This is a genomic window from Pseudomonas sp. B26(2017), assembly GCF_002113045.1.
Lineage (GTDB): Bacteria > Pseudomonadota > Gammaproteobacteria > Pseudomonadales > Pseudomonadaceae > Aquipseudomonas.
Genome location: NZ_NEJJ01000013.1, coordinates 118,372 through 134,841, shown reverse-complemented (window position 1 = coordinate 134,841; position 16,470 = coordinate 118,372). Strand labels below are relative to the sequence as shown.

Genomic DNA, 16,470 nt, shown 5'->3' with positions numbered 1-16,470 from the left:
GTTCTTTGCTCACGGCGGTTCCGGCGGTGTCGATGAAAAGGCCGGCATTTTAGCCAAACTGGCGCGCAGATGCGCGGGTTGTCTGATAAACCGCCGGGTCAAAGGGCCGGACGTTTGCTCTGCGAAAATGCCGAGGCGGCGATGCCCCACTGCCCCAGCCAGTAACTGAGGATGATGACGTACGGAGCAGCGTGGAACGGTGCGACAAAACGATCGATGCCGATCACGCTGTCGGAAAACACGAACGCCACTGCGCCACCCGCCGCCAGCAATGCCGAGCGCTGCGGCACGCTGCTGCCGAGCCGGGCCAGGGCGCGCCAGAGCATGGCGCTGATGGCGGTGCCGTAAACGATCACCGGCACGGTCAACGGACCCAGTCCACTGGAAATCAGAATGCCCAACAGCACGGCGCCGACGCTGAGCGCCAGGATCAGCGGCAGCAATGCCAGGCGCCGGCAATCACTGAGATAAGCCTTGAGATACGCAAGATGCGCGACCAGAAACGCACCCAGGCCGAAGACGAACAAATCCCCCGGCCACGCCAGCAGCACATCGCCGATCAACGAGAAAATCAGTCCGAGGCTGATCCAGCGGCGATATTCGCTCGGCGGCGCATCGTGCAACCAGCCGAGCAATGCCAGCACCGGCAGCGGTTTGACCAGCAGGCAAAGCAACGCCGCGTGGGTACTGACGCCGTAGAGAAAAGTCACGGCGCCCATCAGCGCGAGGATCAGCCAGCCCACGATCAGTTCACCGAAATGGCGCAGTCAAATGTTTCCACCGGCAACACTTCCGGTGCCCATGGTTGCTGTGAAGTCAGACGCAGACGACCGGTGCCGGTGGCGAAAGCCTGGAAGCGCCAGGTCGAGAGACCGGCCGCACCGACCACGCCGGCATCTTCCGGATTGCTGTAGACCTCGGGGCTGAGGGCGCGCAATACGCCGCCGGCGGAATCCTGGATAGCCCAGCGGTAGCCGGTGGTGGGGTTGCTCGGGAGCATGACGATCAGGTTTTGCCCATTGGTGAGTTGCACCGGGCATTCGCTCTGTTTTTCCACGGTCACGTTGGTTTTCGGTTGCGTGGCGCAGGCGGCCAGCAGGGCGAGAGACAGGGGGACAAACAGGCGAAGGGGGGACATGGATTCAGAGGCTCCGGCGTTGGCGACGAACGGCGAGCATAACTGAAGATGAGACAAAGTGTGACAACGCCAGGCTTGGCGTGATCGTTCCCACGTCGAGGCGTCGAACGCGTCCGCGTGGGAATGCCGCCCGGGACGCTCTGCGTCCTTTGCAAGCGTGACGCAGAGCGTCAAAGGATGCATTCCCACGCGGAGCGTGGGAACGATCAGCAGGGGAGGGTTAGAAAAGCACCTTCGCCACATCCGCAAACTTCTTGGCGAAATGCACGGTGATGCCTTCTTTCAGGTAATCCGGCAGTTCCTCGAAGTTGCCGCGATTCGCCTCCGGCAGAATCAACTCGAAAATCTTCTGGCGCCGCGCCGCAATCACCTTCTCGCGCACCCCGCCAATCGGCAGTACATGCCCGGTCAGTGTCAATTCACCGGTCATCGCCACGCCTTTTTTCGGCGGCTGGTTACGAGCGAGGGAGAGCAAGGCACTGGCCATGGTCACGCCGGCGCTCGGGCCGTCTTTCGGTGTTGCACCTTCCGGCACGTGCAGGTGGACGAAAGCTTCATCGAAGAATTTCGTATCGCCACCGAAGGATTTGAGGTGCGAGCTGACGTAGCTGTAGGCGATCTCGGCCGATTCCTTCATCACATCGCCCAGTTGCCCGGTGAGTTTGAAACCACGATTTAACGTGTGAATCCGCGTGGCTTCGATCGGCAGAGTCGCGCCGCCCATGCTGGTCCACGCCAGGCCGGTGATCACGCCGGTGCCGGACAGCACCTGTTCGTTGCGGAACACCGGATGGCCGAGGGACGCTTCGAGATCTTTCGGGCCGATCTTGATCACCGCTTTCGGGTCGTCGATCAGCTTCATCACCGCTTTGCGCACCAGTTTGCCCATCTGTTTTTCCAGCTGACGCACGCCGGCTTCACGGGCGTAACCGTCGATCAAGGCCTTGAGCGCCGTGTCGCTGATGCTCAGGCTGCCCTTGGACACGCCGGCCTTTTCCAGCAGTTTCGGCCACAGGTGACGCTTGGCGATGGCGACTTTTTCTTCGGTGATATAACCCGACAGGCGAATCACTTCCATCCGGTCCAGCAACGGGCCGGGAATCGAATCCAGAGTGTTGGCGGTGCAGACGAACAGGACTTTCGACAGGTCCATCCGCAGGTCCAGATAGTGGTCGAGGAATTCGACGTTCTGTTCCGGATCGAGGGTTTCCAGCAGCGCCGAGGCTGGATCGCCCTGGTAGCTCTGGCCCATCTTGTCGATCTCGTCGAGCATGATCACCGGGTTCATCACTTCTACGTCTTTCAACGCCTGCACCAGTTTGCCCGGCTGCGCACCAATGTAAGTGCGGCGGTGGCCCTTGATTTCGGCCTCGTCACGCATGCCGCCGACGCTGAAACGGTAGAACGGCCGGCCGAGCGATTCGGCGATCGATTTGCCGACACTGGTTTTACCCACGCCCGGCGGGCCGACCAGCAGCACGATGGAGCCGCTGATTTCACCTTTGTAGGCACCGACCGCGAGGAATTCGAGGATCCGGTCCTTGATGTCGTCGAGGCCGGCGTGGTGTTTGTCCAGCACCTTGCGCGCGTGCTTGAGGTCGATCTTGTCCTCGCCGTACACGCCCCACGGCACCGAGGTCGCCCAGTCGAGGTAGTTGCGGGTGACCGCGTATTCCGGCGATCCGGTTTCGAGGATCGACAGTTTGTTCATCTCTTCTTCGAGACGCTTCTGCACCTGGGTCGGCAGGACTTTGCCTTCCAGGCGCTGCTCGAACTGTTCGAGGTCGGCGCTGCGGTCGTCCTTGGTCAGGCCGAGTTCCTGCTGGATGACCTTGAGCTGTTCCTTGAGGAAGAACTCGCGCTGATGCTCGCCGATCTTGCGGTTCACTTCGGCGGAGATTTCTTTCTGCAGGCGCGCAACTTCGACTTCCTTGCGCAGCATCGGCAGGACTTTTTCCATGCGCTTGAGCATCGGCACGCAGTCGAGCACTTGCTGCAACTCATTGCCGGTCGCCGAGGTAAGGGCGGCGGCGAAGTCGGTCAGCGGCGACGGATCGTTGGGGCTGAAGCGGTTGAGGTAGTTCTTCAGCTCTTCGCTGTACAGCGGGTTGAGCGGCAGCAGTTCCTTGATCGCGTTGATCAGAGCCATGCCGTAGGCCTTGACCTCGTCGGTCGGCTCGGTGGGCTGGTGCGGGTATTCGACTTCCACCAGATACGGCGGGCGGTGGTGTTTGAGCCAGGTCTTGATGCGGACGCGGCTCAGGCCCTGGGCGACGAATTGCAGTTTGCCGTTTTCGCGGCTGGCGTGGTGCACCTTGACCAGGGTGCCGTATTGCGGCAGTGCCTTGGTGTCGAAGTGGCGCGGGTCTTCCTGGGGCGTGTCCATGAAGAACAGGGCCAGGGAGTGGTGTTCGGATTTGCTGACCAGTTCGAGGGTTTCAGCCCAGGGTTCTTCGTTGACGATGACCGGCAGGACCTGAGCCGGGAAGAACGGGCGGTTGTGGATCGGCATGATGTACACCTTGTCCGGCAGGTTCTGGCCGGGCAGGGCCAGACCTTTGCCTGGGACGTGGTGTTCGATGTGTTCGGCGTCGGTTTCGGTGATGTCGTCGGGGTTCTCGGGGAATTCTTGCTGGTCGCTCATGGGGCACCTGCGCAATGGGGTATGGCTGTTAGATGGGGCAGGGTTTTGGTGGTTTCAATGGGGTGGGTGTTTCTGGTTGTGTGTTCAGGGCTTTGACAGGTTTAGGACCTCGTCTGGAAGTGTATGTGTACCACCTTGTCAGGACTGCCCTTCGCCATGCTGCGCCCTCATTCTCAACATGGACGTGTGCCAATGAGTATCACCACCCCTCCCACACCCGAAGAGATCAAAAACGATCTCAACGTGATCGCCCATTATTTGTTCAATACCCCAACCCCATTGCTTCCCGCACAGAAACCGACCAGCGAACAGGCCTTCCTGAAACGCCTCGATGAGCAACTGAAAACCTACCGTACAAGCTACCTGCAACGCAGTCGCGCGCTGTATCAGGTGGTGGAAAACAGCGATCTGAAAAGCGCCGACGGCAAAAAGTTGATCGCAACGCTGAAAAACGGACTGGCTAGCCAACTGGCCGGCATGGACATGCGCGACCGCATCGACGGCAAACCGGCGAAAAGCTTCCTCGTATATGACGCGGGCTTCACCGCCATCGGCAACGAAGCAAGGCAAGCCGTCAGCGACCGCCTGCTGCACCCGCAAGCCGGCGAGCTTCTTCAAAAACTCAATAGGGTACCTATGCTGCGTCCAGCCACTTACGCGCTGCAGTTCAGCTACCAGGACACCATCGTCGAGCTGGCCGGCGCCTTCCTCGTCACGGAAAAAAACACCCGCCAGGTCAAGGATCTGCAGACAGACCAAGGCATGGGTTACGCGTTGCTGTTCACCCCCGCAAGGGGCATCGAATTCTTCAATTCCCTGGCTGATCTCGACAACCAGTTGCGCGCGTCACTGAACCAGGCCAGTGCAAGCCAAGAATTCATGCACATGCTGCCGACGCGCTATCACGCTGTGGGCGCAGCAGGTATCTGGCCGCTGTCGCTCGTACCGATCGACAGCAAGCCCTTGTTCGAACACATCTACGATGCGCTGATCGAAAAACGTACGCAGGATATCGAGCGCGCCTTGAGCTTCTCCGATAACCCGCTGCAAGACCCCACGCTATTGCTCGCGGCCCTGGAGCGCGCAATTGCCGCCGCATTGCCGGATCTCACGTCGCGTATGGAATTGCGCGCGCAATCCTTGTTCGAACGCCATCTGCGCGATAGCGCACCGCACTGGTATCGGAGCGCCAGCACTGCGCAAAAAAACGCACTGACGCAGCACCTGCGCAACTACCAGCAGAGGCGGCAACACCTGCTCGACCTGATGGGACCGGCAGGCAGCCTGACGGCCCTGGCCCGCCAGCAATGGCTGGAGCGCCTGAGCGAAGATCTGGAAATCGACGATATCGAGCCCGAAAAATTAAGCCTATCCACCGTTCGTCAAGTACCGGGATACGGTAATTATGTGCAACAAAGCAGTTTGCTTGAGCTGACCTTGCGCGGCCCGCACACCGGCGATGAATTACCGGACTCGGCGTTTTTGAAGCACACCACCCTCACTTACAATGACGAGCCTTTGCCACCAGCCTACGCTGACGTGACACCAGCGTGGCTGATCAAGCAAGCCCTGGAACTGCAGCCTCGAACTAATTTCTATGACTTGCAAAAAACGCTACAGGCCAGGCCTGCGATCAAGTCCGCCATCGAGCAGATGCTCGATCACCGTATCGTCGCCCTCGCTCACACGGCAGTGCTGCAAGGGCATCTGCTCGACAGTGACCTGCAACTGATCCAGCGCCTGCGTGACGGCCGCGATTCCCGCCTGCGCGCCGCCACCGTGTCGCTGCACGGCGCACAGTTACAGGACTTGTGGGTGCTGTGCCAGAACGATGACGGCGGCGCGATCAAACGGTTGTTGCTGTGTACGCCAGAGGCGCCGCGAGAGCAGCAATTCCAGGCTTTCGACAGTGAGCTCGAATGCCAGACTCACTTGCTTGGCTGGGCCCGGCAAAGTGTCGCCGACAGCATGGCCGGCTATCTGATCCGTCGCGCGCCCATGCGTTTTCGCCAGAAGGTGCGCCAGGTGTTGTCCGGACTGAGTTTCAAGCCAGAGGCGCACGAGCATCACAAGGTCACGTTCGCTCACGGCAGTCATCTTGATTGCCTTGGTGCGATGGCCAGGCACATGCTCGCTACACGGACCGACGACTACGATTTCAGTACACCGTTGTGGTATCGCTCGACCACCTCCGTCAACCGCCGGAAACTGACGACCCATGGCGAAGGCGCCGACGGAGTCTTGCGTGCGTTCATTAGCCACGCCTTGTCGGGCAGTCGCTTTCCGACCTTTGATGACTATGTGCACGAGCAAGCAAAAATAAGCTTGAATCGCTTGCTCAAACGCACGGCCAACGATGTCGACCCGGATACCGTCTGGGCATTCTCGCCGACCTCCATCATGCCCTCGTGGACACCGGCACCTTTGACGTACACGGAGCTTTATCGCGACGGTTACGCCGACGGCGTCGGTTTTCTCGATGAAAAATTTTCCCGCTCGGCGCGCTTCAGAGGTCCGCAGGGGATCGATATCAGCAACCTGACCGCAGAGAATGTCGCGCGTTCGGTCACCGGTGTATGGATCGGCCAACGCTACATCGACAAAGTCAAGGCCGAGCTGCAAAGTTCGACAAGCGAAGGCTATGACTTCAGGCGTAATGCGACCCTGGCGATTACCCGGCTCCAGATGAAAAACGCCGCGCTGGAGTGCCAGCTGCAAGGCCATATTGCCAGTCATGACCTGCAATGGCTGGAGCGCAGTATTGACAGTATGGGTGAGACTTCAGGTGCCACGCGCACCAATTATGCGCTTCACCGTCTGATGATCGACGGCGAGTGGGTGATCGATACGTGGCTGTTCAGCCACGGCGACAACCCGGTCCTGCTCTACACACCCGATGCGCCCGACGGCGTGGTTTTTCGCGAGGCGCGGCTGTTCAACTACCTGCTTAAACAGCTGTCCGGCATGCTCGAATACCTGGTCTCGCGAGTCAGCGTCAGCGCCCGGCCCCGTGTAAGCAAGTACCTTGAAAATATCAGGAAGGAGCTGCCCGCAGGCCTCAATAAAACGACACCCAGCCCTGCGCGTTACGACTCGACCCACGCGGTCGCGGCAGTCAGTGATCTGCGCTTTGCCCTTTACAACATGAAGCTGCAACGTCGGATCGACGACGTTAACGCGACCACCACCAGCCGTGCCGGAATGATCGCCGGTCTGGTATGGATCACTGTCGAACTGTTCACCGCCATTGCCACTGCGCCGTTCCCGCTGCTGAGCCTGAGTAGCGGTCTGCTGTTGGCTTTCAAGGACGGCATGCTCGCCCTGCACGCCTATCGCCAGGGTGACCACGGTGAAGCTTTTGAGCGTTGGCTCGGCTATCTGTTCAACAGTGCCGGGGCGGTACTGACCGACCTGCGTCCGATGTTGAAACCGCTCAAACCCACACGCAGTCTTTTGCTGCCACGCCTCTCCAGTGCCAGCGCCAGAAATCAACTGGAACATGTCATGGCCGTGATTGATGACGTGGCAACCCAACCTCATTTGAAAGACATGCATGTGGTGTCTTTCAGAAACCAACTGTTCTATACCAGGAACAGTCCTGACGAACTCGGTCGTTATTTGCTCTATCGGTTCAAGCCGGATTCCAGCGAACTCGTTTCTACCGGCATTCTGACCGTGCGCAATTCCGATGGCGTTCTGGTACGTAGTGGCATGGTCGGTGGAGCGCCCAAGTATGAGCCTGTACCAGAGACCCCCGGACCGTATAAGGACTATGGCGTAGAGCCCAAGTACCGGGAACGCATCGAAACGGTGATGAATCCGCAAACCAGGCAGAACATCCTCCTGCGCAGTCAGGACGATATAGCCATCACGCCCGCCGTCGTCATGGAAGGCGCCGCCCATGAGCTTGCCTCGACACGCACCGCATACCTCAAGCAGGTCGAAAAGCTCAGCGCAGACGCCACTGCTCATTTCGCCGGACTTGCCCCGCTGGCAGCCCGCGCCGAAGTCCCGGCAGTCGCCGGCGACCTGTCATTTGCCCGGTTGATCGGCAGCGATACTGTCAAAGGGAAAAATCTGGTGATCGGCGCCCGGCCCGATTCGATCGCCAGCAAACAACTGCTGATCGATAATCTGGACGCACTCGTCAGTCACGGCTACAAGCGGCTTTACGTGGAATACCTGGCGGGTGATGTCTTCAATGTCAAGCTGGCAAAAATGAACAAGGGTGGAACCTGGAAGCACATCAAAACTCATCTTGAAGCCGTCGATCGTGCACTGGGACATGAGAAAGACGCACCACACTCGTATCTGGCACTGGTGCGTGCGGCTCGCGAAAAAGGTCTGAAAATCCATGCGCTGGATGCTTCGACCAGCTACAACCTGGACGGGGCTCTGGTCCTGGCCGATGTCTCGCCATTGACCCCTCGAAGCAACCTCATCAGAAATTTCTATTCACACAAGACGCTGGCCGCCGATATCGCCGATGCGCCCGAGGAGCGCTGGGTGGTTCTCACTGAACAATCACGCATGTGCACCTCCGACAAAACCCCTGGCCTGGCTGACCTGCATGCTGCTGTCGCCGTGCGTGTAGAAGACGTTGCCCTGGATCAGTCAGCACGTATCAGCCTCGATTCGGCCGGGACAAACGCGGGGGATGCGGCTGCCAAGGGCGATTATCGTGTGCAATGGCCGACGGCATACAAGGCTCCCCAGCCCGTCTCCAGGCCCGCTCCGATTGCTTCTGTTGTCGAGCATTTCAGCGACTACGATATCCCGGCCTCCCTGCGTGACGATATCGCGAACATGTTGCACCAACGCCATGCCTTGGATTCACGTTATTCCCCGTCCGCACCTAAAGAAAGACCGGCGCATGATGCGTTCATCACCAACCGCGAGCGTCTCGGGAAAAAAGCCCGGGACACTTTTGCTCAGTACACTCCCCCCGCAGCTGCCAGGCTCCCGACAATCACCTCAGACACCTCATTCGAAGGTTTTTTGCGGCAGTTGGCTGACGGACGCTTGAACCTGCTGATCGGCGAGGCCCATAGCGACGTATCGAGCAAAGTGCTGCTGAAAAAACACATGAAGGCGCTCAAGCAAGCCGGGTATGACACGCTGTACATGGAGCATCTGTTCACCGATCTGCATCAGGCTGACCTGGATGTTTTTTACCGGACACAGCGCATGCCGGACCGACTGAAGGCTTATCTGCGCGTTCAGGACCGTGGCCAGATGCCCACCCATGCCGGTAACGATACGTACACAGAGGTCTGTCAGGCGGCGGCCAAGTACAACATCCGTATCAGGGCACTCGATTGCACGGTGTCGTACCACGTCAAGGGCTTGCGTGACACCGATATTTCTCGCAACGAGATGTTCAGCTATTTCGCCACTCAGGTGATCAAAGCCGACCAACTGGCACACGGACCGCATAAATGGGTGGCCCTGATCGGCAGTGCCCACACCAATTACAACCTGGGTGTACCGGGGCTGGCGGATACCCTCTCGGCAGTCAGTCTCCATGTGCGCGACACCGCTCCGGAACTGGCCAAAGGTATCCATCGCGGGAGGTGGGAAGTTGTGGCCGGCAGGATGGGAACCACTAGCCGCGCCCTGCGCAGCGATTTCTTGATGGAGGCGGCCGTCGCCGGAGGGAAAAAACCAGTCCCGGTGCAGTCTGTCAGCCGCAGCAAACTGACCGGTGCCGGGATGTTCATGATCGACAGTTCAGACACGAGTGCGCTCCGTCTGGTGCATAAATCCAGGACCGGTGAAATCGTCGAGACACCGATCCAGGTCAACGATCACGGCTTGCTGTTCATTGATCGTTGGGAGAAAAAAGATAAGCGATTCAAATACCTGCAGAACTTGATCAATATGCTTGAACACGATCTGCAAATGATCAGGGTGAGATAAAAACCGGCTGGCTCCGGGCATTGTCAAAAAACAACGGATTTGACGGTCGGAAGGGCTCGTGGTGCCTCAGGCAGAACGCACCACAAGCCCTTCTTCGCGCAGCGGTATTTTCAATAATCAGGCTGGATACCGATCAACCTCAACATTATCCAGCACCCGATTCACCGCCAGTTCAGCCAGCATGATGATTTGCTGAATGGCCAGAATCGTCCGCCGCTGCGGGAGGTCGATGTGTGCGGCGATGTCGCTGGTCATGAGGCTGGCCTGTGCCAGTGATTCGCAGGCGTGCACCAGCAGGCTTTCGCTGTCCTGATCGGGGGCGACCTGGAACATGGTGCTGGGTTTATGGAAGCGCAGGGTGGTGGCGTTGGGTTTCAGGTAATGGTCGAGGGCGCGCTCGGCGGCTTCGTGGAGTTTTTTGGAATCTGGCGATTCGTTAGGGCGATGCGTCGTTTGATTCGGGGGGATTGGATGTTGGTTTTTTCATGGTGAATACTCAGTTGGTGAATTTGGAGCTGCCTTCGATTGCCGCGACGCAATCTGAGGTGGCAGCTGTACGCGGGTTCGCGGACCGATAACTGAGGAATCGGCATACATTCAAGGAAGGTATCCCGCGCACAGCCGCCATGACACAAACAACAGGCACCGGGGTGCCGTGAGGTTGGCGATTATGCATCAGTTATCGGGCCGCGACGCCCCATCGCTGAATGTTTCAGCGACCCTGAAAGCCTATCCACCCCGTTTCCTAGGGACAACCGACGCGACTTGTCGGAATCATCCCCAAAAAACACCCCGTCTGTAGGACGCAAGTTTCAAAACAGATGCTGCTCCAGCCGCCGGGGCCCGTCGCCCGCTCTATCGAGTATCCAGCGCTGGATGTCAGGCAGTTTGCGCAGTGCAGCAAACACGCGGGGGGAATGTTGCGGCGTGCACAGCACATGTACGTTGGGGCCGGCATCGAGGGTGGCGCAGACGTCCAGGCCTTCGCGACGCAGTTGGCGGACCTGTTCCAGCACGGCCAGTGTCGCCGGGCGCCAATAGAAAACCGGTGGCTGCGAAGTCATGGCGATCAGGTGCAGTTCGATGGCTTCGCGCTCCACGGCATCGGCCAGTCGGGTGAAGTCGCATTCGAGAATGGCGCGGTGCACTTGTTCCAGACGCTCCGGCAGCAGCTTCAAACGGGTCGGATAAAACTCGCTGCTGGTGGCGAGCAGATGACCCTGGCGGGAGCTGACGGTTTTGTGTCGGGCATCGACCACGGCGATCAGATCATGCAGTGGCCAGTGCCGTGCGGGAGCGATTTGCAGGGGCGGCCCCGAAAGCAGCTGCGCATTGCCGGGCCACTGCACAAAACCACCGCAGACCGAGCGCGCCGCCGAGCCGGAGCCGGACAGGCGCGCAAGATCGCTGAGGGTGGGATGCGTCAGCGAGTGTCCGCGATACACGGCAAATGCCGCTGCAAGTGCGCTGAAACCCGCTGCCGACGAGGCGATGCCGGCGCCGGTCGGGAAACGGTTGGTGGTTGCGATGCGAAGCGGTTGCCAGTGATCGAAATGTTCGCGCAAGGCGTGCAGGTGATGTTCGATCCCGGCGCGCAGGGTGGGATCGGCCGGTACCAGTGCGCCTTGCCTGTTTTTCCATAGAAATTCATCGGCCGAGCCACCTGGCAATGGCGCCAGCGTGCAGATACTGACGCAGCGGCTCAGGGTCATCGAAAGCGAGGCGTTATTGGGCAAGGTGTTGTGAGCGTCGCGCATGCCCCAATACTTGATCAGTGCAATGTTGGCCGGGGACGAGACGCTGGTGCGATTCATGAACGGATGATCTCGAGTCCCGCCACCGCGAGCGGTGCGTCGATTCGCTGATACCGCGAAAGCTGCGGCACCTCTTCTGCGCCCGTCACCAGCAGCGCGCCGGCCTGGTGACCGGTCAGGGCTCCCGCGCCGCAGATTTTGGCTGCTCCTCCTGCGTTTTCTATCGAGCGAATCAACCGGGCGACGGCGGCGGGGACGACGCCCAGCTTTTCCAGATCCGCCTGGTAATCGCGTATCACCGCGCGAAGCGTTTCCGGCATCGGTCGCGATTGTTGCAGCAGCGAACAGAAGCGCTCGGTATTGCGTTGCATGCTGGCCAGCAATGGATTGTTGGCACCTTCGAGCCGGTATCGGGTGGCGGCGATGACTTGGCCGGTGCTCTCGCGGGCGGTTCCGGTGTTGAACACTCGCAACGTGCCGGGCGGCAGGAGCACAGGGCTGTCGGGTAGCGTGCGCAGATTGAACGGGCCCTGCGCGTCACGCCGGCCTATGACAACCGAGCCCAGCAGGCTGGTGTTGTGGTCGATGCCCGAGGGTTCGCCGTGCTGATAGCGTTCTACCGCCAGGGCCAATTGCTCGAGCGGACAATCGGCTTCTGTCAGCCGGAACAGCTGCGACAGTGCAGCCATGAGCGTGACGGCCAGTGCGCCGGAGCTGCCGAAGCCGGCGCCGGTCGGAATCTGTGATTGCACCCGCAGGACAAAGCCCTGCCAGTTGGCGGGCGCGAGTCGCAGCAGGATTTCACCCATGGCGCATTTGATCAGGTGGTCGGGGGCGCTGACGTTGAGTCGCGCAAAACTGGAGGTACTCGGGCCGCGCCGATAATGCGCCCAGGCCAGACGAACATGGCGGATGTAGTCGGCCAATTGCTCGGGGTCATAGCGGTGCTGGAACGCAAGGTCGGGCAGTTGCACGTCGATCTGCCGACTCTCGTGCGGGGATATCCACACGTTGCAGTAAAGCCCCACGGCACAGGCAATGGCCGGACATCCATGCAGCGCGGCATGTTCCCCCATCAGGATGATTTTGCCGGGCGCTCTGGCATGGATCACGGGCATGCTCAGCGCCCCAATCGCTGGTGTGCTGAAGCCAGCTGATGCGAGGCTTGGGCGGCCATGATCGACAGTTCCCCCGCCAGTACCAGCGCACCGAGAATTTCCGCCAGCCGCCGGGTGTCGACGCCTGGCTTTTTACTGCCCGGGACGATCCCCATCAAGGCCAGGGCTTCGCGCTGGGTGGACAACCCGGTACCGCCGCCGACTGTTCCCAACGGCGTGTCCGGCAACAGGACCGAGGCGTAAATGGCTCCGTGTTCACAGGCTTCGATACAAGTGATGCCTACCGCACTTTCGGCCACCTGAGCGACATCCTGACCGGTGGCGATGAAAAACGCGGCGAGGATATTGGCGTGATGGGCGTTGTGGCCGATGGCGCCGGCCATGGCGGAACCGAGCAGGTTCTTGCGGTATTGCAGTTCGCACAGGTCGGTGGAGTTGGTTTTGAGAATATCGCGCAGGATGTCGGCGCTCAGGTGGGCTTCGGCATGAATGCGCTGGCCGCGTCCGTTGAGGAAATTGACCATTGCCGCTTTTTTATCGGTGCAATAGTTGCCCGAGATGCTGATGCAGGGCACGCCTGTTTCCGGGCTGATCAACTGGATAATCGCTCGGTCGCAGGCAAGGGTTGCCATGTTCATGCCCATGGCATCGGCGCTGTGGAAGCGAAAACGCAGGTAAATCGTTCTGCCGACCACTGCCGGCACGATTTCCTGCAATTGCAGATAGTGGCTGTCCTGTTCGCAACATTGCTTGATCTGCGGGTAGTGGTCGCGGATCCAGGCGAGAAAGGTTTGGGCCTGTTCAATGCCGCTGGTGCGAAACACAGGCGCGCGGGTAATGCCCACGTCCTCGACCCGCACTACGGCGCCGCCGGCGGCATGCAAGGCGCGGCAACCGCGCGAGGTGCTGGCGATCAGCGCGCCTTCGGTGGTGGCCATGGGCACATAGACCGGTTCCTGAGCCGTAATGGCCTGGCCTTTGACAAGCAGCGGTCCGGCGACACCCAGCGGAATCTGTATGGAGCCGATGCGGTTCTCGCAATGAACCGGTCGCGCGTCGTGCTGATATTCGCCGATCGCCTGCAGGGACGACCCGTTGATTCGTTGTAGGGCCTCGCGTCGTATCAGGTTGGCTTCATCGGGCGCAAGGTGTGCGGGCAACTGATGGAGCCGGGTCTGTCCGTTGACCAGAGACTCGATCCAGTGGTTGCCAAAGTGGTGGGGGGCGGACATCGCTGGCTCCATGATTCAACCGCTTCTCAGGGTTGATGATCGGAGCAAATGAGCAGAACCGCGCCTGTCAGAGTTGACAGTCTTTTATATCGATTGGCGATTGGCGCCCACAAAAAAGGCGACACCCTTGGCAGGGCGTCGCCTTTGCTTTTACCGCCTCTAAAACTTATTCCGGCAGTTTGTACGCAATCACATAGTCACCCATCTTGGTGCCCAGCGAACCGTGACCGCCGACAACGAGCAGAACGTATTGCTTGCCGTCCTTGCCGGTGTAGGTCATCGGGGTCGCTTGGCCGCCGGCCGGCAGACGCGATTTCCACAGTTCCTTACCGGTGTTCACGTCATAGGCGCGCAGGTACTGGTCGAGGGTGCCGCTGAGGAAGCCGACGCCGCCGGCAGTGACGATCGAGCCGCCCATGCTTGGCACGCCCAGGGTGAAGCCGATCGGGACTGGCGAGCTGTCGCGGCTGGTGCCGTTTTTGCGTTTCCAGACGACTTTGCCGGTGGTCAGGTCGATACCAGCGACGTAGCCCCACGCCGGGGCCTGGCACGGTACGCCGAGTGGCGACATGAACGGGTGCATGATCACCGCATATGGCGCGCCGGTGTTCGGTTGCACGCCAGCGGTTTCGCTCTCGCGCTTGCTGCCGGCGGCGACTTTTTCGCGCGGCACCATTTTCGAGACGAAGGCCATGTAGTTCGGGCTGGTGAACAGCATCTGGCGAACCGGGTCGACCGATACGCCGCCCCAGTTGAACACGCCGACGTTACCCGGATAAATCAGGCTGCCCTGTTCCGACGGAGGCGTGTATTGGCCTTCGTAGCGCAGTTCCTTGAACTGGATGCGGCACAGCATCTGGTCGAACGGGCTGGCGCCCCACATGGCTTTTTCGGTCAGTTCCGGGGCCAGCAGGTTCAGGTCCGAACGGGCCTGGGTCGGGGCGGTGTGGTCGCCTTTCACGGCGCCTTGCGGAACCGGGATCTCGCGGATCGGGATGATCGGCGTGCCGTCACGACGGTCGAGGACGTACAGGCTGCCCTGTTTGGTCGGGGCGATCAGTGCAGGCTTGATGCCGTCGGCGGTTTTCATGTCCAGCAGGGTTGGCTGGCTGCCGACGTCCATGTCCCACAGGTCGTGGTGGGTGAACTGGTAGTTCCAGCGCACTTTACCGGTGGCCAGGTCCAGGGCGACGACGCCGGCGCTGAATTTCTCGGCGCCCGGGGTGCGGTCGGCGCCCCACTGGTCTGGCGTCTGGTTGCCCAGTGGCAGGTAAACCATGCCAAGTTTTTCATCGACGCTGGCCAGCGACCACATGTTGGCCGAGTTGCGGCTGTAGGTCTCGCCCGGGGCCAAAGGCTCGGTGGCGTCAGGCTTGTCGCTGTCCCAGTTCCACACCAGGTGACCGTCGCGCACGTCGAAGGCGCGGATCACGCCCGATGGCTCGTTGGTCGATTCGTTGTCGGTGACATGACCGCCCATGATCACCAGATCACGGGTGATGGCGGCTGGCGAGGTGGAGTAGTAACCACCGGCGGTGAACGGGCCGATGCCTTGGGTCAGGTCAACCACACCGTTGGTGCCGAAGCCTTCGCAGATCTTGCCGGTGTCGGCATTCAGTGCGATCAGGCGGGCATCGGCGGTCGGCAGGTACAGGCGACGCGGGCAGGCCTGGGCGACGGCTTTGCCGGCCTCGGAGATGACGGCGGACGCCGCGTTTTGCGACTTGGCGTACGCGGCTTCGTCGTAGTACGACACGCCACGGCAGGTCATGTGGGCGAAGCCCTTGAAGCCGACCGGGCTCTTGATCTGCGGGTCGAAGCGCCACAGTTCCTTGCCGGTGTCCGGGTCCAGCGCCAGCACTTTGCTGTGGGCGGTGCAGGCGTAGAGCATGCCGTTGGCTTTCAGCGGGGTGTTTTCATTGGTCAGCTCGACCGGGTCATCAGCGCTCGGCAGGTCGCCGGTCTGGATGCGCCAGGCTTCTTGCAGCTTGCCGACGTTGGCCGGGGTGATCTGCTTCAGAGGCGAGTAGCGATCACCGAACTCGGTGCGGCCATAGGCCTGCCAGTCGCCGTCGGGCATGGCTGGCGCGGTGCTGGTGGTACCGGCGGTGTCGCGACCCAGTTCGCCGAAGGTTTCGCCCGGGTGGGTGAACAGACTGGCCAGAGCGGTGACGCCGGCCAGGATCACGGCCACGGTCAAACCACCGGTGCCCATCGGCGCAGGGCCTGCGAGCAACAGCGGACGACGGAACCACGGCAGCAGCATCACGAAGCCGAGGACAAACCACAGCGCCAGACGCGGCACCAGTTGCCACCAGTCCAGGCCGACTTCCCACAGCGCCCAGACGGTGCTGGCGAACAGCACGATGGCGTACAGGCCCAGTGCTGCGCGACGGCGCATCAACATCAGAATGCCGGTCAGCGTGATGCCGATGCCGGCCAGCAGGTAGTACAGCGAGCCGCCGAGCGTGCTCAGCTTGATTCCCCCGGCCAGCATGGCCAGGCCCATCAGTAGAAGCAGAATGCCGAGCAGGTTCGGCAGAAGACGGCTTCGACTCGAAGCACCTTCAGTGCTCATAGTGTGATTCTCCGTGACGTTTATGTAGTCCCGCGCTGTAGTCACTGTAGATGACGATTTGGCGTGGGCATGGTTCAAGTAAAACTT

The 16,470-nt window shown here is 60.5% G+C and carries 8 protein-coding genes and 1 pseudogene; 1 reads left to right on the top strand and 8 read right to left on the bottom strand.

The window, feature by feature from the left end; genetic code table 11:
• Nucleotides 1–98: 98 nt before the first annotated feature.
• From CAF79_RS19980 to lon, 3 genes are all read right to left on the bottom strand, one after another.
• A complete protein-coding gene (locus tag CAF79_RS19980) occupies nucleotides 99–743 on the bottom strand; it encodes a lysoplasmalogenase (protein ID WP_170929754.1) in 645 nt (214 codons plus the stop codon).
• A 2-nt stretch (nucleotides 744–745) separates the two neighbouring features.
• A complete protein-coding gene (locus tag CAF79_RS19975; RefSeq protein ID WP_085699792.1) occupies nucleotides 746–1,138 on the bottom strand; it encodes a protease inhibitor I42 family protein in 393 nt (130 codons plus the stop codon).
• Between the two features lie 220 nt (nucleotides 1,139–1,358).
• Nucleotides 1,359–3,782, bottom strand: a complete 2,424-nt coding sequence (gene lon / locus CAF79_RS19970; RefSeq protein WP_085699790.1) for an endopeptidase La — start codon at nucleotides 3,780–3,782, stop codon at nucleotides 1,359–1,361.
• Nucleotides 3,783–3,974: 192 nt separating this feature from the next.
• Here lon and CAF79_RS19965 point away from each other — a divergent pair, with 192 nt between their 5' ends.
• The gene (locus tag CAF79_RS19965) at nucleotides 3,975–9,701 is read left to right on the top strand and encodes a membrane-targeted effector domain-containing toxin (RefSeq protein ID WP_085699788.1); all 5,727 of its coding nucleotides are present in this window, start codon (nucleotides 3,975–3,977) and stop codon (nucleotides 9,699–9,701) included.
• A 117-nt stretch (nucleotides 9,702–9,818) separates the two neighbouring features.
• On the opposite strand, the pseudogene CAF79_RS19960 reads toward CAF79_RS19965, so the two are convergent.
• The 5 genes and pseudogenes from CAF79_RS19960 to CAF79_RS19940 form a co-directional block, all read right to left on the bottom strand.
• Nucleotides 9,819–10,188: pseudogene (locus CAF79_RS19960) on the bottom strand (DUF6124 family protein).
• A gap of 325 nt (nucleotides 10,189–10,513) precedes the next feature.
• Complete coding sequence (mvaD, locus tag CAF79_RS19955; protein ID WP_085699785.1) at nucleotides 10,514–11,515, bottom strand: diphosphomevalonate decarboxylase; 1,002 nt, start codon at nucleotides 11,513–11,515, stop codon at nucleotides 10,514–10,516.
• Complete coding sequence (locus CAF79_RS19950) at nucleotides 11,512–12,573, bottom strand: mevalonate kinase (RefSeq protein ID WP_085699783.1); 1,062 nt, start codon at nucleotides 12,571–12,573, stop codon at nucleotides 11,512–11,514. The genes mvaD and CAF79_RS19950 overlap by 4 nt, the downstream gene beginning before the upstream one ends.
• 2 nt (nucleotides 12,574–12,575) lie before the next feature.
• A complete protein-coding gene (locus CAF79_RS19945; protein WP_170929753.1) occupies nucleotides 12,576–13,805 on the bottom strand; it encodes a hydroxymethylglutaryl-CoA reductase in 1,230 nt (409 codons plus the stop codon).
• A gap of 166 nt (nucleotides 13,806–13,971) precedes the next feature.
• A complete protein-coding gene (locus CAF79_RS19940) occupies nucleotides 13,972–16,383 on the bottom strand; it encodes a glucose/quinate/shikimate family membrane-bound PQQ-dependent dehydrogenase (RefSeq protein WP_085699779.1) in 2,412 nt (803 codons plus the stop codon).
• Nucleotides 16,384–16,470: the final 87 nt, after the last annotated feature.

What these genes read in the sequence shown, in the direction of transcription:
- CAF79_RS19975 (WP_085699792.1), bottom strand. Translation starts at nt 1,138, where the DNA reads ATGTCCCCCCTTCGCCTGTTTGTCCCCCTGTCTCTCGCCCTGCTGGCC.
- lon (WP_085699790.1), bottom strand. Translation starts at nt 3,782, where the DNA reads ATGAGCGACCAGCAAGAATTCCCCGAGAACCCCGACGACATCACCGAA.
- CAF79_RS19965 (WP_085699788.1), top strand. Translation starts at nt 3,975, where the DNA reads ATGAGTATCACCACCCCTCCCACACCCGAAGAGATCAAAAACGATCTC.
- mvaD (WP_085699785.1), bottom strand. Translation starts at nt 11,515, where the DNA reads ATGAATCGCACCAGCGTCTCGTCCCCGGCCAACATTGCACTGATCAAG.
- CAF79_RS19950 (WP_085699783.1), bottom strand. Translation starts at nt 12,573, where the DNA reads ATGCCCGTGATCCATGCCAGAGCGCCCGGCAAAATCATCCTGATGGGG.
- CAF79_RS19945 (WP_170929753.1), bottom strand. Translation starts at nt 13,805, where the DNA reads ATGTCCGCCCCCCACCACTTTGGCAACCACTGGATCGAGTCTCTGGTC.
- CAF79_RS19940 (WP_085699779.1), bottom strand. Translation starts at nt 16,383, where the DNA reads ATGAGCACTGAAGGTGCTTCGAGTCGAAGCCGTCTTCTGCCGAACCTG.